The 20031-nt window shown below is 34.2% G+C and carries 15 protein-coding genes; 11 read left to right on the forward strand and 4 right to left on the reverse strand.

Going from position 1 to position 20031, the window contains the following annotated elements; all coding sequences use genetic code 11:
* Positions 1 to 73 precede the first annotated feature (73 nt).
* Both M0214_RS02090 and M0214_RS02095 read right to left on the reverse strand, forming a co-directional pair.
* Complete coding sequence (locus tag M0214_RS02090) at positions 74 to 1540, reverse strand: aminoacyl-histidine dipeptidase (RefSeq protein WP_248723824.1); 1467 nt, start codon at positions 1538 to 1540, stop codon at positions 74 to 76.
* Positions 1541 to 1553: 13 nt separating this feature from the next.
* Positions 1554 to 2054 (reverse strand): hypothetical protein, encoded by a 501-nt coding sequence (locus M0214_RS02095; RefSeq protein WP_248723825.1) that lies wholly within the window; start codon positions 2052 to 2054, stop codon positions 1554 to 1556.
* Positions 2055 to 2144: 90 nt separating this feature from the next.
* Between M0214_RS02095 and M0214_RS02100 the strand changes: the two genes are divergently transcribed.
* The 7 genes from M0214_RS02100 to M0214_RS02130 all read left to right on the forward strand — a co-directional run bounded on the left by M0214_RS02100 (position 2145) and on the right by M0214_RS02130 (position 10668).
* Entirely contained in the window at positions 2145 to 3215 is a 1071-nt protein-coding gene (locus tag M0214_RS02100) for a DUF3810 domain-containing protein (RefSeq protein WP_248723826.1), read from the forward strand.
* A gap of 8 nt (positions 3216 to 3223) precedes the next feature.
* On the forward strand, positions 3224 to 4030 hold the full coding sequence (locus tag M0214_RS02105) for an RNA methyltransferase (RefSeq protein ID WP_248723827.1): 807 nt from the start codon (positions 3224 to 3226) through the stop codon (positions 4028 to 4030).
* Positions 4031 to 4111: 81 nt separating this feature from the next.
* Entirely contained in the window at positions 4112 to 5344 is a 1233-nt protein-coding gene (locus tag M0214_RS02110; protein WP_248724920.1) for a M48 family metallopeptidase, read from the forward strand.
* A gap of 36 nt (positions 5345 to 5380) precedes the next feature.
* A complete protein-coding gene (locus M0214_RS02115) occupies positions 5381 to 6748 on the forward strand; it encodes a hypothetical protein (RefSeq protein ID WP_248723828.1) in 1368 nt (455 codons plus the stop codon).
* A gap of 193 nt (positions 6749 to 6941) precedes the next feature.
* Complete coding sequence (locus tag M0214_RS02120; RefSeq protein ID WP_248723829.1) at positions 6942 to 7496, forward strand: hypothetical protein; 555 nt, start codon at positions 6942 to 6944, stop codon at positions 7494 to 7496.
* A gap of 447 nt (positions 7497 to 7943) precedes the next feature.
* Complete coding sequence (locus tag M0214_RS02125) at positions 7944 to 9716, forward strand: DEAD/DEAH box helicase (protein ID WP_248723830.1); 1773 nt, start codon at positions 7944 to 7946, stop codon at positions 9714 to 9716.
* Between the two features lie 175 nt (positions 9717 to 9891).
* Complete coding sequence (locus tag M0214_RS02130; protein ID WP_248723831.1) at positions 9892 to 10668, forward strand: carboxypeptidase-like regulatory domain-containing protein; 777 nt, start codon at positions 9892 to 9894, stop codon at positions 10666 to 10668.
* Positions 10669 to 10701: 33 nt separating this feature from the next.
* Here M0214_RS02130 and M0214_RS02135 read toward each other — a convergent pair whose 3' ends face one another.
* On the reverse strand, positions 10702 to 11229 hold the full coding sequence (locus tag M0214_RS02135) for an SRPBCC family protein (protein ID WP_248723832.1): 528 nt from the start codon (positions 11227 to 11229) through the stop codon (positions 10702 to 10704).
* A gap of 38 nt (positions 11230 to 11267) precedes the next feature.
* Positions 11268 to 11924, reverse strand: coding sequence for an RNA methyltransferase (locus tag M0214_RS02140; RefSeq protein WP_248723833.1), 657 nt, complete (start codon positions 11922 to 11924; stop codon positions 11268 to 11270).
* 125 nt (positions 11925 to 12049) lie between these two features.
* Between M0214_RS02140 and M0214_RS02145 the strand changes: the two genes are divergently transcribed.
* The 4 genes from M0214_RS02145 (at position 12050) to M0214_RS02160 (ending at position 20031) form a co-directional block, all read left to right on the forward strand.
* Positions 12050 to 13777 (forward strand): recombinase family protein, encoded by a 1728-nt coding sequence (locus tag M0214_RS02145; RefSeq protein WP_248723834.1) that lies wholly within the window; start codon positions 12050 to 12052, stop codon positions 13775 to 13777.
* Between the two features lie 804 nt (positions 13778 to 14581).
* Positions 14582 to 14995 (forward strand): hypothetical protein, encoded by a 414-nt coding sequence (locus M0214_RS02150; RefSeq protein WP_248723835.1) that lies wholly within the window; start codon positions 14582 to 14584, stop codon positions 14993 to 14995.
* Between the two features lie 108 nt (positions 14996 to 15103).
* The gene (locus M0214_RS02155; RefSeq protein WP_248723836.1) at positions 15104 to 18817 is read left to right on the forward strand and encodes an efflux RND transporter permease subunit; all 3714 of its coding nucleotides are present in this window, start codon (positions 15104 to 15106) and stop codon (positions 18815 to 18817) included.
* On the forward strand, positions 18814 to 20031 hold the full coding sequence (locus M0214_RS02160; RefSeq protein WP_248723837.1) for a TolC family protein: 1218 nt from the start codon (positions 18814 to 18816) through the stop codon (positions 20029 to 20031). The genes M0214_RS02155 and M0214_RS02160 overlap by 4 nt, the downstream gene beginning before the upstream one ends.

Raw genomic sequence — 20031 nt, forward strand, 5'->3', positions numbered from 1 at the left:
ATTTACGAATTCCCATTATATTAAATTAAGATTCTACTAAAAAATTCCTAAGATTAATTCTAAGGTTGTTTTTTTAAATCGATTCCCTTGGGATAGCCTTTAAAATTTCTAGTACAAACCTCCAATATTTTTTAACTGAAGATATTTGAGCGCGTTCATCAGGAGAATGTGCGCCTTTAATATTTGGCCCAAAACTGATCATATCCATATCTGGGTAGTTTGTTCCTAAAATACCACATTCTAAGCCAGCATGGCAAGCTGCAACACGAGGTTTTTCGCCGTTTAACGCTTCATAAAGTTTTGTCATTACCTTAAGAATTTCAGAATCCATATTTGGCGTCCACCCAGGATAATCCCCAGAAAATTCTACCTCACAACCTGTTAGTTCAAAAGTAGCCCTTAAGGTATTGGCTAAATCCATTTTAGCACTTTCAACAGAAGAGCGAGTTAGACAAGCAATTTTGATAGTTCCATCTTTAATCAACACACGAGCAAGATTATTAGAAGTTTCAACTAAATCCGGAATATCTGCACTCATCCTGTAAACCCCATTCTGTGTGGCATATAGGGCCCTAGTCACCCCTTCTTGAACACCTAAATCTATTATCATTTTAGGAGCATCGCACTTAGACACTACAACATCTAAATCAGGTTCGGTTGTTTTTAATTCTTTTCTAATAGTATTAGATAGCATTGCCATTTCTAATAAAAAAGCATCTTCATGAATGGCATCAATGGCAATTAGAGCTTTACTTTCTCGTGGAATGGCGTTACGAAGTCCGCCACCATCAATTTCAGAAATTCTTAGTCCAAAATTCTCAAAACCGTCAAACAGTAAACGGTTCATGATTTTATTGGCGTTACCCAAACCTTCATGAATTTGCATGCCCGAATGCCCTCCTTGCAGCCCCTTCACTTCAATTGTAAAACCTATTTTAAACTCTGGTGTTTTTTCTTCGTTATAAGCACGAGTGGCAGTAACATCAATTCCTCCTGCACAGCCCACACCTATTTCATCGTCTTCTTCAGTATCTAAATTCAATAGGATTCCACCTTCTAAAAGACCGCCCTTTAATCCCATAGCACCAGTCATACCGGTTTCTTCATCTATAGTAAACAAGGCTTCAATCGCAGGATGTTCAATCTCATTGCTCTCTAAAATCGCCATAATGGTTGCAACACCCAAACCATTGTCTGCACCTAAGGTTGTTCCTTTTGCGTAAACCCAGTCACCATCTACATACATTTCAATACCTTGAGTCTCAAAATCAAAAACGGTATCGCTATTTTTTTGGTGAACCATATCCAAATGCGACTGCATAACTACTGTTGTTCTATCTTCAAAACCTACTGTCGCTGGTTTTTTTATGATTACATTACCTACTTTATCGACCAAAGTTTCTAAACCTAGGTTTTCTCCAAAAGTTTTCATGAAATTAATAACCCGCGCTTCTTTCTTCGAAGCTCTGGGCACAGCGTTTAAATCTGCAAACTTATTCCAAAGCTGTTTAGGCTCTAATTGTCTTATTTCTGTATTCATTTTAGTTTTTATTTTAAAGCTCTTCTTTTTTTGCAGCTTTCAAAATCATATTGCATACTTTTAAATAGGTCTGCAACTGCCTTTCTTCCGTATTACTTGAAGGCGACCAAGCATTTAATGAAATTGAACTCATACTATCTCCATATGTTAACTGACATTCGTAACCATCGACCCCTATTCTATTTTCAAATTTCACAAAACTGTCAATATCTATGGAATGAATCAGTTTTTCAATTTGACTATATTCGTCTTTTGAAATCTTAATCCTGAAATCTGGTTTTACAGAAGTTTCTTTATCAGCATCTGTGGTCCATACAAATATCTCAGATTTTTTAGGTTCTGGACGATTGAATATAGTTATGTGCACTTCTTTATCTATAATCTTCCTGCTATGTCTTACCAGAAGTTCAATCTTGGTAAATATGTTTTTATCCTGTGTTGTGCCATTTTGACCAATAGTAATATTGGATATCAAAATGAGAACAATAATCATAACTTTATTTATAATTTTCATGGACAAAAAGAGTTTTAGGTATTATAAAAGTACATAAAATGAACTGGTATACAACTTATCAATAGACACAATTTTTATTACTTTTGATTTATGCTGAAAAACAAAAAACTACTCTTAGCACTAAGCCTTATTCCACAATATGTATTGGTTGTTTTGCTATCTAAAAACCCAGAATTTATAGAATCTTTCTACAGCAATGGAATATATGTTTATGTTTCTAAGTTATTTAGATTCATGTTAGGATGGCTGCCCTTTTCTTTTGGAGACCTAGTCTACGGTTTAGCTATCATCTATATTATGAGGTGGTTGATAATACATCGCAAACGCATAATTAAAGACACTATAAATTGGTTAGTTGATATAGTAGCAGCTGCTGCAATCTTGTATTTTACCTTTCATCTGTTTTGGGGATTAAATTATTATAGATTACCTCTACACGAAAGCCTAAACTTAGACCATAAGTATACTACAGAACAGTTAGTGGCTACGACAAACAAACTTATTGAACATACTAACACCTTACACGCTAAAATAAAACAAAACGATACGGTTAAGGTTACACTACCCTATTCTAAAAGTGAAATCTTTAAGAAAACACCCGAGGGCTATGATAATTTAAAAGCTATTTTTCCACATTTAGAATACGCGCCCAAGAGCATTAAAAAATCTTTATTTAGCTACCCTTTAACTTATATGGGGTTTAGCGGGTATTTGAATCCACTGACTAATGAATCTCAAGTTAACGGGGTAATGCCCTTAATAAAAATCCCCACAACTACGGCTCATGAAATGGCGCATCAATTGGGTTATGCCGCAGAAAACGAAGCAAATTTTCTTGGTTTTCTGGCTTCCATTCATAATGATGATATTTACTTTAAATACTGTGGTTACACCTTCGGATTACGTTATTGTTTAAACGAAATTTACAGGCGTGATGAAGCACTTTTTAAAGAAATCATAAAAACTATAAACAAAGGCGTTTTAAAAAACTATGAAGAGGTTCGTTTATTTTGGGAAGCCCAAGAAAACCCCATCGAACCGTTTTTTAAAATATTCTATGGCAGCTATTTAAAAGCCAATAACCAAAGCAAGGGCATGAACAGTTACAATTATGTTGTGGCGCTATTAGTGAATTACATTGAGACCAATGGCTTAGATTAACAATCCATATGAAGGAAATAACGAGTATACAAAACCCATTTATAAAACAACTTGTTCAATTAAGGGACAAGTCTCGAGAACGTAGAAAATCGGGCACCTTTTTGATTGAAGGGCTACGTGAAATTTCATTAGCTATTAAAGGTGGCTATAAACTTGAAACCCTTTTGTTTTATCCAGATTTATTCTCACTAGAACAACTAAACGACTTATTTCTTAGCGTAGTCGAAGACCCAATAAACACCATCGAGATTTCAAAAGAAGTATACCAAAAACTTGCTTACAGAGAAACTACAGAGGGTATTTTGGTAGTTGCAAAATCTAAGTCTAATTTGCTAGACAAGTTAAGCTTTAAAAATGACTCACCTTTGATTTTAGTTGCCGAAACTCCTGAAAAACCCGGTAATATAGGCGCTCTTTTAAGAACAGCAGATGCCGCAAATATAGATGCTGTAATTATAGCGAATCCAAAGACCGATTTATATAACCCAAACATTATTCGCTCCAGTGTTGGTTGTGTATTCACTAATCAAATAGCAACAGGAACTACCATAGAAATTATTGAATTCTTAAAGGAAAACAACATCAATATCTACAGTGCGATTTTACAAGAATCTGTTGAATACCATACTCAAGATTTCACAAAAGCCACGGCTATAGTTGTTGGGACAGAAGCTACTGGTTTAAGTGAGGATTGGCGGATTAACGCAACTCAAAACATCATTATTCCCATGCAAGGAGAAATAGATTCTATGAATGTTTCGGTTGCCGCAGGAATTCTTATTTTTGAGGCCAAGCGCCAGCGTGGTTTTCAATAACCTGTCATGCTGAACTTGTTTCAGCATCTCAAAAGACCCTGAAACAAGTTCAGGGTGACAACAAGTAATGCAACAACAAAAATGACCTCAACAACCCTATTTTACATCATCATCGCCATTATAGTAATCAACTTTATAGTAGACAAGGTTCTTGATGCACTAAACGCCAAACATTTTAACGACGCCTTGCCAAAAGATTTACACGATGTTTATGATGAGACCGAATACAAAACATCGCAAAACTATAAGACTACCAAATATAAATTTGGGATGCTAACCTCAACCTTTTCCATTATACTTACCTTAGGTTTTTTACTTCTAGATGGTTTTGAATTCGTTGACAACATAGCCCGTAGCTTAAGCACCAATCCTATTGTTATTGCTTTGATTTTCTTCGGAATCATTATGATTGCTAGCGATATACTCACTACACCATTTTCGTACTACAGCACTTTTGTAATTGAAGAAAAATTCGGATTCAACAAAACCACCAAAAAGACCTTTGTTTTAGATAAAATAAAAGGCTGGCTAATGTCTGCCGTTTTAGGCGGTGGTATTTTAGCATTAATCATTTGGTTTTACAACGCTACCGGTAAAAACTTTTGGTTATATGCATGGGGGCTGGTAACCGTATTTACGGTTTTTATGAATATGTTTTACTCCAAACTCATTGTGCCACTCTTTAACAAACAAACACCACTGGAAGCAGGTAGTTTAAGAGATAAAATTTCGGCTTATGCTAAAACGGTTGGTTTTAAACTAGACAAGATTTTTGTAATTGATGGTTCTAAACGAAGTACTAAAGCCAATGCCTATTTTTCTGGTTTTGGTAGCGAAAAACGAGTAACCCTTTATGATACATTAATAAACGATTTGGACGATGAAGAAATCGTTGCTGTACTAGCTCATGAAGTGGGTCATTATAAAAAGAAACATATCATTTTTAATTTAGTAGCTTCTGTTTTACTTACAGGATTAACACTGTATATCTTATCACTTTTTATTTCGAATCCCATACTATCACAGGCTTTAGGTGTTGAAACAGCAAGTTTTCATATTGGTTTAATCGCCTTTATGCTACTTTATTCCCCTATTTCTGAAATTACAGGGTTGATCATGAATATTTTTTCAAGAAAGTTTGAATACCAAGCCGATGATTATGCCAAAAGCACTTACAAAGGCGAACCACTCATTACCAGCCTAAAAAAACTATCCAAAAACAGTCTAAGCAATTTAACGCCTCACCCGGCTTACGTCTTTATGCATTACTCACACCCCACGTTGTTGCAACGCATAAAAAATTTAAGGAAGTAAGCCCATAATACAAATCATTTCAAAACATATAATAAGATGAATCCCCAATTAAAACCTACTATTTTTCTCATAGCTCTTATGTTTTGCATGTTAAACTCGTGTAGTAATAACGACACTACGCCACTTTCAGAAGAAGAACCTGATGAAATACCAGACCAGTCGGAATTCACAATATATTCAGATCAGGATTATCCAGACATACCTTCATTTGAAATCCCAGATTCAGCTCAAAGGTATATAGGAGGCCCCAATGCAGACGATTCCAACAACGGTTCTAAATCGGCACCATGGGCAACATTTGATAAAGGCCTAAGGGAATTGGCTGTATCTAGCAGTTGGTATTGTTTAAATCTAGCATCAGATTTAAGTATTGACTCCCCAATAGACACCAAATTTTACGGCCCTGGCCCGGGTACACCCTCGCAATTTGTCTACATAAGAAGCGACCCTTCGGTTTCCACGCCCATAACATTAACCATAAATGCTAGGGTAGAAATAGACGGACAACAACATTGGCTTTGGTATGGTTTTAAAATGAGAGGTACAGAAGGTGTAAACATTGGTGATGACCGTCCAACATACCATCATACCATTCGAAATATACAAGGAAACATGAGCGGACAAGGCGGTGATAATCATGGCTTTTTCCAAGCCCTTAATTACAATGCCAATTACTTTGGGGTTTTTAATTGTGATTTTACTGGCCCAGGCACAACAAACGATGGCATCCATGGAAATACAGCGGCTATTATTGCATTCCGTGTTACGCATATGCGTTTAGAAAATAACCGTATAAGTAATACGCCAAGACCGCTTTATTACAAACACTCTAACCAACCTGCTTTCGGGACTGCCAGTATTCATATTAGAAATAATTATCATAAAGCAGAAGGTATAGGCGAGTATTGTTTTTTTGCCGGACGCGCCGAAGCTGGTACTTTTGAAATCTCCAACAATATTTTTGAAGGTTATGTGGAAATCTCTAACGGTGGCGGGTCAGAACAACCCGAAGGACATTTCATTTCCCATAACACCTTTTTGTCTGACTTAAAAATACAAAATGGCAATGACCCTGTGATTAATGCTACTATTACAAACAATATTATTGCTGGTAAATTCGAAATACTAAGGTATCATAACAACGTAAACACGAATACATCGAACTATCAGCTCTATGGTGACCATATTTACTATCAGACTCACAAATACACCTTAGAAGAATGGCAGGCATCTTCTATACCAAGCAATCAAGACACCAATTCCTTGTCTGGGCAACCCCAGTTTTTAGAAAACCAAGACCCGCCAAAGCATTATGAACTAGCCCCAAATTCTACAGGAAAACAGGCGGCAAGCGATGGTGAAGATATTGGAGCCAATACTAGCTATGTGGGTGTAAAACAATAAGTTTTAGGCTCAGTAAACGTAATTTAAAAATATACTTTAGATAATAAACCTTAGGTGTAGTTAAATGACCTAATTATTGATTTTGTAAAAATTTTCAACTAACTTCGTTTAACAATCGATAAACTTCATTAAAACGGAAGTCTATCTCCAAGTTGTAATTCATTGCCCTAAAAACCGAAATCAAACCCGAAAAATGAATTTGAAAAGATATTTGATTGACCTAATTACAATTCCCATAATCCTTATTTTTTGTTTTGTTAAATTAATTATGAATATTCCTGGCTATGGAGAAATATGCGACCAAGATGCAGGAATGATTTTCATTTCGTTATTAATTTTCGTTCCAGCTTGTTTTATCTTTTTGATTAGAAACTTCTTTAAAATTTCTAAGAACAAGGGAAATAAAAATAGAAAAACAGCTCTAATAATCTGTATTTCTCTATTGATTTTAAGTTTTGGCGGGTTGAATAAATTGATATTTTCCACTTGGTTTGGAAAGTTAAAATTCCAAGCTCGTTCAAGTCAGAATAATATGGTTTTTATAAAACTATATGAAAACGGAAAATTTTACAGTGAAGGTTTTTTTAGTTCTTGTTATGAGGAAATCACTGGCACTTATAAAGTTAACAATGACAATTTGAAACTAAAATACGAAAAAGAATCTGAATTCATATCTAGAGAATATTTAATTAAAGGCAAGGAATTAATAAATTTAAATGAAAAAAAAGACACTCTTTTAATTGAGTAAAATTACGAATGAATAAAACAACGAAATTACAACAACGTGTATATTCAATTGCTTGCTTTATGCTTACTTGGGAAAATCCTCGCGGATTTTCCATTCAGTAATTATTTGCTAAATTTAGTGCTTAAATCACGCAACTGAAACATACACACAACCATTAAACAAACCACCAAAAAAACACTTGATTTCATCTTAGTCACTTAATTAGCAAACAAACACGTTAACGATTGAAGCGGCATCCTTTTTTGAAGCGTGAGAAAAAGATATAGCGAAAAGCGTGTTAAAACCTGCCTACCTGCGGTAGCAGGCAGGCGCCAAATAAAAAAACATTATCTTTGCCGCTTAAATTCCTCAGGGTGAGGATGTGTTACGGGAAGGTTTAGGTTTAAGTATGTCGGTTCACTTCTTTATGTAACACTACATAATACAACTGATTACTTATACTCAAAAATGAGCACATTCCAAGACTTGGGTTTGCAAGACAACCTTTTGCAAGCCATTACAGATTTAGGCTTTATTACTCCTAGTGAGGTACAACAAAAAGCCATTCCTATTTTATTAGACGAAGAAACCGATTTGGTGGCACTGGCCCAAACAGGAACCGGTAAAACAGCGGCCTTTGGCTTCCCTATGCTACAGAAAATAAATGTAGATAGCAGAACTACACAAGGGTTAATCCTATCACCAACCCGTGAGCTTTGTTTACAGATTACCAACGAATTAAAACTCTACGGAAAGTATTGCAAAGGCTTAAACGTCGTAGCCATTTATGGTGGTGCAAGCATTACAGACCAAGCAAGGGCTGTTAAAAAAGGTGCACAAATTATTGTAGCCACACCTGGTAGAATGAAAGATATGATTAGCCGAAGATTGGTAGATATTTCTAAAATAGAATACAGTGTTTTAGATGAAGCTGATGAAATGCTAAACATGGGGTTTTATGAAGATATTACCAGTATTCTATCACATACTCCAGACGACAAAAGCACCTGGTTATTTTCGGCCACTATGCCAAAAGAAGTTGCTACTATTGCTAAAAAATTCATGTATGAGCCTAAGGAGATTACCGTTGGCCATAAAAATGAAGGTAGCAAAAATGTATCTCATGAATATTACACCGTTAATTCTCGTGACAGATACCAAGCCTTAAAACGTTTGGCCGATGCTAACCCAGATATTTTCTCGGTAGTTTTTTGTAGAACCAAACGCGACACACAGAAAGTAGCCGAACAACTTATTGACGATGGTTATAACGCCGGCGCGCTGCACGGTGATTTAAGTCAGAACCAACGTGATTTGGTTATGAAATCTTTTAGAAATAAGCAAATACAAATGTTAGTGGCTACCGATGTGGCTGCTCGTGGTATTGATGTTGATGATATTACCCATGTTATAAATTACCAATTACCAGATGAAATTGAAACCTATACGCACCGTTCTGGGCGTACAGGTAGAGCTGGAAAAACCGGAGTTTCTATGGTAATTGTTTCTAAAAGTGAGGTTAGAAAGATAAAGAGTATTGAGCGTATTATAAAAAAGCAATTTGTTAAAAAAGATATTCCAGATGGATCTATGATATGTGAAATTCAGTTGATGTCTTTGGCCAACAAGGTTCATAATACCGAAGTGAATCATGAGATTGATAAACACCTAGAAAGTATAAACGAACTGTTCGAAGACACCACGAAAGACGAGCTTATAAAAAAGTTCTTTTCGGTTGAGTTTACACGTTTCCATAACTACTATCAAAAAGCACGCGATTTAAATGTTTCTGACGGTGGAAGAGCAGAAAGCAGTGGCGATTCTACCCGTTACTTCATTAACGTAGGAAGAAAAGATGGTTACGACTGGATGTCGCTTAAAGACTTTTTAAGAGAAGTTCTTGAACTAGGAAAAGATGATGTCTTTAAGGTGGAGACCAAGGATAGTTTTTCATTTTTTAACACAGAACCAGAACACCAACAAAAAGTTTTAGACTTTTTTACCGACTTTAAACAAAATGGACGTTTTGTAAATGTAGAAGTCTCTGAAAACCGAAGCAGAAGTAGAAGACGTGATGGCCGAAAAGGTGGTAAACGCGATGGAGGAAGACGAGATGATAGACGTGGAGATAAGCGCTCTGGTTCAAAAGGCAATGATTATAAACGCTCTGATAAAAAAGGGAAACGCTCTAAGTCTGGTAAAGATTTTGGAGCATCGAGACCGAGACGTTCTAGACGTTAAATTTAAATGTCATTAAGAAAGAATTTTTGTCACACTTCCTTCTTAATGACAGTTAAACTGAAAAAATATATTTAATTAAACACTTTTGTTAATTTTTAGTCAAAATATCGAACTAAAACACACATTAGTGTTTAGTTTAGTACTTTTATCTTTAAATTAGAGTATAAAAATTGTTATGAGATTTCAACTATTGCTTTTATGCCTTTTATTTTCGTCTTTAGCTGTCGTGGCTCAAGAGGATAAACTGGCCATTGGGGTAGTTTTAAATTCTGAAAACAATAAACCGCTAGAAAGTGTAAATATTGTAAACCTTAATCAAGTAAAAGGAACAATCACCAACAGTAAAGGTGAATTTGAAATTGCTGCCAAGGTAAATGACACACTTCATTTTTCTTACCTAGGGTTTAAATCGATTAAAGTTAGGGTAACCAACGACTGGTTAAAATTTGGAAGCTCTGAAATTAAACTCACCGAGCTTGCTCTTGCACTAGAAAAGGTTGTTGTAAACCAACTTAGGCTTACTGGCTATTTAGAGGTCGATATAAAACAGGTTCCAGAACCAAATTACAACTACAGGTATCAAATTCCGGGGCTATCATCAAGTGGATACGAGGCCTCGAAATCTAAGGGCATAAATAAAATTATTGGTTCAATTTTTAATCCGGCAGATTTTCTTCATAGAATGTTTGGCAAGAAACCAAACGAACTTAAAAAGCTAAAGAAAATGAAGGAGGATGACGAAATACGGAATTTGTTGGCTTCGCGTTTTGATAGAGAAATGCTAACTGCCTTGCTTAATGTAGATAAAATAGACCTCGATGAAATTGTTAGCCAATGTAACTATTCAAAAGGGTTTATACAAACAGCAAACGACCTACAAATCCTCGATGCTATTAGTGAATGTTATGAGGAATACAAAGTGTTAAGCAGAGGAAGAAACAACAGACTTTAGAATAAACAATCCTTACCCAAAACACTTTTTTAGCTACTTTTCTAGGATATGCTTTAGTGTGGATAATCCGTCTTCAAAATCTTTACCAACGGCCTTATCCATATTAAAAAAGAGCATAAATAAACTAAACGGAAACTTATTCTTTCCAGAAAATCCCCAAACGACTTTTGTCCTTTCATCACCAAGATATTCTACCTTTAAATAGGCATCAGATTGTGATTTCCAAGGTTTAAAAAAACGGAGTTCAGATTCAATAATATCGTCTTTAACAATCCTTTTAATCTCCTGTTCACCAGAACCAACGTCTTTATTACCTTCCCATTTAGAAAGAAAACCCACTTCACCATCTTTACCAACAAACTTTTGAGACATATCTGGGTCTTTTTTCTTCCATGGTGACCATTCATCCTGATTTTTGATAAGTTTTAGATACTTAAATACTTCAGATATTGGTTTTTCAATCTCTATAACTCTAGAAACATGATACTTTTTAGGTGCGATAAGTACAAGGAATACAAAAATTACAATCAGGGATATAAGTATATAAAGTAAAATATACATAAGGTATCTTGTTTAGTTGGTGAACTAAAATTAAAGAATTAAGGTGTAATATAAAAACGCTTAACGATATCGTCGTAACTTTTGATAGTTTTCGATATCCAATCGAGCTTCTTTTCTTTTATTTCACTCTCCGAAAGACGCCAGTCTATTTCAGATGCTTTTAGTTTAGATGTGACATACTGAAGGATAATGGCTGCTGAAACCGATATATTCAAACTTTCAGTAAAACCAACCATGGGTATTTTTAAAAAACTATCGGCTGCATTGACAACGTCTTCAGAAAGCCCTTCGGTTTCCCTTCCGAAGAAAAAACACGATTTCTTAGTAACATCAAAATCACTTAAATCACAATCATTTTTATGCGGTGTCGTCGCTACGATTTGATATCCTTTGCGTTTTAAATCAGAAATACAATCCTTAACCGAATGGTATCGGTTTAAGTCGACCCACTTCTGTGCGCCCATAGCAATCTCGCGATCTATACGTTTGGTATTCTGTTCCTCAACAATATTAACTTCCTGAATACCAAAAACATCACAACTTCTTATAACTGCGCTAGTGTTATGAAGCTGATATACATCTTCGGTAGCCACCGTAAAATGCTTTGTACGTTCTTGTAAAACGGCGTTAAATCTTGTTTTACGATGTTCTGTTAAATAGGTTTCTAAATGCGCTAGAAGTTTTTCGTCAATCATATTTTCAAAGTTAGTATTTTTATATTATGAAGAAACATATTGTTGTATTGACAGGAGCTGTAAACAAATTTGTGTAAAACAAAAATTTTAATCCCTATCTTTAACCATATTTTAGTGTGGAAATTATGGAGCAATTAGCGATATACTGTCGTAAATCTCAGGATAATAAAGATAGGGATTCTACTTCAATTGACGAACAAAAGAATCAGGGTAATTTAAAGGCTATAGAACTTAATTTAGAACCCGTATTATTTATTGAAGACACCAGTTCAGGTAAGCTTGACTTAAAGGATAGACCTGTTATGATGGACATGCTACAAAAAATAAGTGCTAAAGATTCTAAAATCAAAGCTGTCTTTGCTTATGATACGAGTAGATTATATAGAAATGATGAAACTAAGCATAAGTTTTTAGCTATTATCAAAAGAAAAGATATTGAATTATATTTTAAATCAGGTAGGTTTGATTGGAATGACCCTCACTCTAAACTTTTACATAATATCTTATCTGCAACAGATGAATTTTTTGTTGACTTAACTTCTATTAAAATTAAAGATACATTAAGGTCAAAAGCAAGAGAAGGAAAGGTAAACGGTGCTGTTTTACCTTATGGATATACTAAAGATGAAAATAGTTATCTAAAGCCTGACGAAAGTGAATCTAAAATAGTTAAAAAGATATTTGATGACTTCATACAAGGTAAAACATCTTCAGAGATAAGAAATTGGTTAATTGATAATAATGTGCAAACAAGATACAATAAAATAGGCGGCACTAATAAAATAATTCATAAAGGTAGGAATGAAACAAGAGTATATAAAAAGTCTGATTCAACTTGGACAACTGGCACAATCTTACAAATAATTAGAAATCCAATTTACAAAGGGAAAAGACGTTGGAGGGATGAATTTTTCGATGTTCCTTTAATAGTTGACCCAGTAAAATGGGAAAAAGCTAATAATAGTTATATAAACAGAAACAAAGGCTCTCTAAGAGGCAAAAATACAGACCATAAATATTTACTTACTCCATTACTCCAATGCGGTTGCGGTCAATCACTTAATGGGCGTTCAAATAAACTTGAAAACTATTATGGTTGTGCAGGAAAAAGGTACAAGGAAAAAAAATGTAATTCTAAATACATTCCAGTTAATGTACTTGATTCAATAATAACTAAATTAATATATGGAAATCTCTACAGTACAGTTAAGGAATCATTTTCTGATAATAATTCAGATAAACGAGAAGAACTCCAAACAAGAATTAAAAGTCTCGAAGCTGACTTAAAAAACATAGAAAATAACAAGCTAAGTGTAGAAAATTATCTTGCTGACGGCACTTATAATAAAGTACAATATTTAAGACAAGTTAAAAGGTTAGATAGTAAGGCAAATGAGATTAAAATAAAGAAAGCTAATATCGAGGAAAGCTTGAAATCGCTGAAAGGAGATACAAATATTTTAAGAGAAATTGAAGAACTAACAAATATCGCTCATTCATATATAGATTACCCTTTTGAAGATACACACCCTGGTTTTATGAAGAATTACACCGACGCTGTTTTTAAGGGGTATCTCGCTTTAAAACTACCTTTTTTGGAAAGACAAAAAACATTTAGAAAGTTTATAAAGAACATACTGGTAAAATGGAAGCCCGAAAGTAAACTGTTTGAAATTACAATTAGTTACAAATTACCTATTGAGGATGAATTGTATTTAATGGATAGCTTAACATTGCACGTTGTTGATTCTAAAAAAAGACAAACCCAATGGGCAAATACAGATAAATTAAAAAAACATAGAAAGGTAACTATTGAAGATGTACAGTCAAGACTGCAAAAGTATAAACTATAAATATTCTCCTTTTTGTTGATTTTATAGTTATATTATAACTAATTGAAAATAAAAGTACTATGTTTTATTATTTGTAGAATTTTAATACTTTTTTTTTCTAACTTACTATTCATTAATTTTGACCCTTTAAGGCTAATATTAACCTTAATTTTGGGGAAACTATACTGGGACATGGAGACATGCCGAGTCAGACCAAGGACGAGCATCCACAAATATGCTTGGTTGGGGTCTTAGAGGGTTTAATATCTGTACCTTTGCAATAACAGGGAAACATAGCGGAGAAATTTGAAGAGCGGTTGGAATCCGTATCGCAATCCTACATAGTTGAAAGTTCTTGATATAAATGCAGGTCGTAGGGAAGTATCCCCTATATTTTTCAAGTGTAGAAACTTGGAATCTGGCAAGGCTTTTTAAAGTCAAAACAGCTTGTCCGAAATTCAAGAATAGAATTTTAAATAGTTGATTTTCAGTATTTTAACTGATTTTCTCCCTTGGGATTTGTGTATCTATTCAACAATGGCTAAATCATTGAGTCTTTTTAGTTTTTTTGACAGTCAAAAGTCGGAGCTGACGCTCCCCCTTTTAGATAAAGCAGCCTAAGTAAATATTTATATTCTAAAGATTTGTATTTCTTTCGAATAGGCTAAACAAAATACGGCACGGGGTGGACTATACCCATATTAGATTTTTTTAATGTATATTTAGTAGTACAACAATTTACCCTATTGATTCTTCTAATAGGACATCTAAACTTATGTTAAACAAAATAAGGAGTTCTTAATTTTTTATACCTTTGTATCAGATATGAAACAAGTATTCCATAAAATAATGTCGTTTTTAATGGCTTTTGTAGTATTATTTTCTACAATGTCATTTACAATAGATATGCACTATTGCGGAGATACTTTGGTTGAGACTGCTGTATTCCATAAAGCAAAAGGTTGTGGTATGGAAATGCAAAACCCTTCAAGTACTGATTGTGCTGTTACAAAAAAGAATTGTTGTACAGATGAACAAATTACTATTGAAGGTCAGGATGAGTTAAAAATATCTTTTGATAAATTAACTTTCGACCAACAAGTATTTATAGCTTCATTTATATCTACTTATATTAACCTTTTTGAAGGTTTAAATGAAAGTGTATCTTCTTACGAAGAATACAAACCGCCACTCGTCATAAGGCAAATCTTCAAGCTTGACGAGACCTATTTAATTTGATTTTTAAACAATAGACTGTTTATCCTATAGTCCATGCACTATAAGGATAATTTGTTGTATTCGATGTTTTTCTAACATCAATGTCTAACTGTTTAATAATCATACACAATGCTAAATAAAAGCATAAAATTTTTAATAGAAAATAAACTTGTAGCAGTTTTATTGCTCGTTCTTTTTATAGGTTGGGGAACTGTAAATGCTCCTTTTAATTGGGATGTTGGCTTTTTACCAAGTAACCCTGTAGCCGTTGATGCCATCCCTGATATTGGGGAAAATCAACAAATCGTTTTTACTAAATGGGATGGTCGTTCTCCACAAGATATTGAAGACCAAATTACCTACCCATTGACCACCTCATTATTAGGAATACCAGGAGTGAAAACCATTCGTAGTTCATCAATGTTTGGCTTTTCCAGTATCTATATCATTTTTGAAGAAGACATAGAATTTTACTGGAGTAGAAGTCGGATTCTTGAAAAATTGAACTCACTACCAAGTGGATTACTTCCAGAAGGTGTAAATCCAGCTTTGGGTCCAGATGCTACTGGCTTAGGTCAAATATTTTGGTACACCCTTGAAGGACGTGATGAAAACGGAAATGTAACTGGTGGTTGGGATTTACATGAATTACGGAGTATTCAAGATTACTATGTAAAGTATGCTTTGTCATCAGCAAGTGGTGTTTCAGAAGTTGCTTCGATTGGTGGGTATGTTCAAGAATACCAAGTCGATGTTAATCCTGAGTTAATGCGACAATACAATATTGGTTTGCATCATGTTGTAAAGGCAGTAAAAGAAAGCAATAAAGATATAGGCGCACAAACCTTAGAGATTAATCAGGCTGAATATTTGGTTCGAGGGTTAGGCTATATAAAATCCATTGCAGATATAGAAAATGCTGTTATAATTTCTGAAGACTTTACAGCAATTAGAATTAAAGACATAGGAAATGTGTCTTTAGGAGCAGCAACAAGACGAGGTGTTTTGGACAAGGAAGGTGCTGAAGTTGTTGGAGCAGCAGTTGTAGCTCGATATGGAGCAAATCCAATGGAAGTCATCACAAATGTAAAAGAAAAAATAAGTGAGTTAAGTTCTGGGTTACCATCAAAAGTATTGAGTGATGGAAGAACGTCTCAACTTACTATTGTACCTTTTTATGACCGAACAGAATTGATTCAAGAAACGTTAGGGACACTTAATGAAGCTTTAACTTTAGAGATATTGATAACAATTTTGGTCATCATTATTATGGTGTTCAATTTACGAGCTTCAGTTCTTATTTCTGGTTTACTACCTGTTGCTGTTTTAATGGTGTTTATAGCTATGAAACTCTTTGGAGTTGATGCAAACATTGTAGCCTTATCTGGTATTGCTATTGCTATTGGTACGATGGTAGATGTTGGTGTTATTCTTTCAGAAAACATAATAAGACACTTAGATGAAAACAAAAATAAGCTACCAATAAATACTGTGGTTTATAATGCAACTGCTGAAGTTTCAGGGGCTATTGTAACCGCAGTAATGACCACTATTATAAGTTTTATTCCTGTGTTTACAATGATAGGTGCAGAAGGAAAATTGTTTAGACCATTGGCATTTACAAAAACCTTTGCTTTAACGGCTTCTATAATAGTTGCCTTATTCCTGATACCACCATTTGCGGCATTTCTATTTAGAAAGAAGAATATAAAAAAGACCTTTAGTTATGTAGTAAATGGGCTTTTAATCATAATTGGTATTGCAACAATAATATCTGGATATTGGATCGGTCTTATATTGATAGCATTTGGCATTACAGCCTTATTAAAATTTAATGGACAACTTTTAGAAAAAAGAGCGAACCTTATAAATATTGTAATCTCATCATTAACAATCGTCTTTCTTCTTGCTGAATATTGGAGACCTTTAGGTGTTGACAAAAGCATCTTTTGGAATCTCATTTTTGTTGGTATGATATGCTTTGGCTTATTAGGTGTGTTTACATTATTTAGAAGATACTATACTCGCATTTTACAATGGGCATTAGCTAATAAAATCTTATTTCTATCTATTCCAACACTTATCGTGATTGGTGGATTTTTCATAATGAAAAATACAGGTAAAGAATTTATGCCATCGTTAAACGAAGGGTCTTTTTTACTCATGCCTACTTCGATGCCACATTCAGGTGTAGAAGAAAACAAACGAGTGCTTCAGCAATTAGATATGGCTGTGGCAAGCATTCCAGAGATTAAAACCGTAGTTGGGAAAGCTGGACGGACAGAATCTGCTTTAGACCCAGCTCCATTATCTATGTATGAAAATATGATTCAATATAAACCTGAATATATGTTAAATCTGCATGGAGAGCGTCAACGCTATAGGGTTAACGAAGATGGTTTGTTTGAATTGAAGGATGGAAGTTTTGTAGCAAACCCTAATAACTCTGATAAAAACATTGTTCTTAATTCTGATATAGTTAGAGAACAATTAATTGAAGATAATGATGGAGAATTTTATAGAAACTGGAGGCCAGTAATAAACAACCCTAATGACATTTGGAAAGAAATTGTACGTGTAACTAAGTTGCCAGGTGTTACATCAGCCCCTAAATTACAGCCCATAGAAACACGTTTGGTCATGTTGCAAACAGGAATGCGTGCTCCAATGGGAATTAAGGTTAAAGGACAAGATTTAAAGCAAATTGAAGCCTTTGGTGTTCAGTTAGAGGATATTTTAAAACAAGCTGAAGGTGTTAAAGTTGAAGCTGTATTTGCTGACAGAATAGTCGGAAAGCCTTATTTGTTAATTGATATAGATAGGGAAAAATTGGCTCGTTATGGCATATCCATAGATGATGTCCAAAATGTTTTAAAAGTTGCTGTAGGCGGTATGGTATTAACTCAAACTGTTGAGGGTCGAGAGCGATACGGAGTAAGAGTTCGTTATCCAAGAGAGTTAAGGGGCAATCCTTCAGATTTAGAAAACATTTATATCCCAGTAGAAAAAGGAAGTCCAGTTCCATTGAGTGAATTAGCAACTATTCGTTACGAACAAGGCGCACAAGTCATTAAGAGTGAAGATACTTTTTTAGTGGGTTATGTGTTGTTCGATAAATTAGATGGGTATGCAGAAGTTAATGTTGTTGAAAATGCGCAAACCTTAATTCAACAAAAAATAGATTCAGGAGAATTAGTAGTTCCTAAAGGGATTAATTATAAATTCACAGGAACTTATGAAAATCAATTACGAGCAGAAAAAACCTTATCGGTTGTAGTGCCATTGGCATTGTTCATTATCTTCTTAATACTATATTTTCAGTTTCGTTCAGTAGCAACCTCTTTTATGGTATTTACAGGCATAGCCGTTGCTTTTGCAGGTGGTTTTATCATGATTTGGTTATATGGTCAAAACTGGTTTTTAAACTTCAATTTCTTTGGCGAAAACCTAAGAGACTTGTTCCAGATGCATCCTATTAATTTAAGTGTAGCTGTTTGGGTTGGTTTTATAGCCTTGTTTGGTATAGCTACTGATGATGGCGTTGTTATGGCAACTTACCTCACTCAAATATTTGATAGGAATAAACCAACAAACAAGAATGATGTAAGAGCATCAGTAATAGAGGCAGGAGAAAAGCGTATTAGACCTTGTTTAATGACAACTGCAACTACCATATTAGCACTATTACCAGTACTAACATCAACAGGTCGTGGTAGCGATATTATGATTCCTATGGCAATTCCAAGTTTTGGAGGTATGCTCATTGCCTTAATCACTCTATTTGTTGTTCCAGTTTTATACAGTTGGAAAGCAGAATTACAACTTAAAAAAGTAGCAAAATGAAAAGATTAGTATTAATACTTCTTGGTCTAATGACATTTAATTTTTCAAATGGGCAACAGTTGGAAATATTAATTAATGAAGCATTAGCGAATAATCCAGAGATTCAGAAATTTGAATTACAATATAGTATTGCTTCAGAAAAAGTAAATGAAGTTAATACCATTCCAAACACCGAATTTGGAGTAGGCTATTTTGTAAGTGAACCTGAAACAAGAACTGGAGCGCAACGTTTTAAAATTTCTGCAAAACAAATGATGCCTTGGTTTGGTTCTATTACTGCCAGAGAAAATTATGTTAACTCATTGGCGGATGCTAAATATGAAGATATTGCGATTGCAAAACGAAAGTTAGTAGCTTCTGTATCTCAGTCTTACTATAACCTCTATGCGCTTAAAACAAAACAAAGGGTTTTAGATGACAATATAGCATTACTTAAAACCTACGAAACATTGGCTTTAACGTCTCTTGAAGTAGGTAAAGCTTCAGCAGTTGATGTATTAAGATTGCAGATGAGACAGAACGAGTTATGGCAATCAAAGCAAGTTCTGGCGCAGTTGTATTTAGCAGAACAAACAACATTTAATAAGCTTTTAAATAGAGAAAAGTCTGTTGAAATTGATTTAGTTAGTGAATTAACTATACCATTAAATGATGCTTTAAATGACTCGAAAAATTTAGCATTACATCCTGAGCTGACAAAATATGATAAGTTGTTTAAATCTGTAGAACAATCCGAATTATTGAATCAAAAAGATAGTCAACCTATGGTTGGTTTTGGGTTGGATTATGTTTCGGTTTCAGAACGACCAAACATGAGTTTTAGTGATAACGGAAAAGATATTGTTATGCCTATGGTGTCACTTTCAATTCCGATTTTCAATAAGAAAAACAAATCGCAAACAAGACAGAACGCTTTAAAACAACAAGAAATTACATTCCAGAAACAAGAAAGAGAAAATGTTTTAGAAACTGCTTTATCTAAAGCAATTAATAACAGAATAGCTTCACGAATTAGTTATGATACGCAAGCCAAAAACTTAAAACAGGCAAAAGATGCAGAAGACATTTTGATAAAAAGCTATGAAACAGGAACGATTGATTTTAATGATGTCTTAGACATCCAAGAATTACAATTAAAGTTTCAAATTAATCAAATAGAATCTGTGAAGAACTATTATGTTCAATCAACAATTATTAATTACTTAACTATATAA

This window comes from Seonamhaeicola sp. ML3, assembly GCF_023273855.1.
Taxonomy (GTDB): Bacteria; Bacteroidota; Bacteroidia; order Flavobacteriales; family Flavobacteriaceae; genus Seonamhaeicola.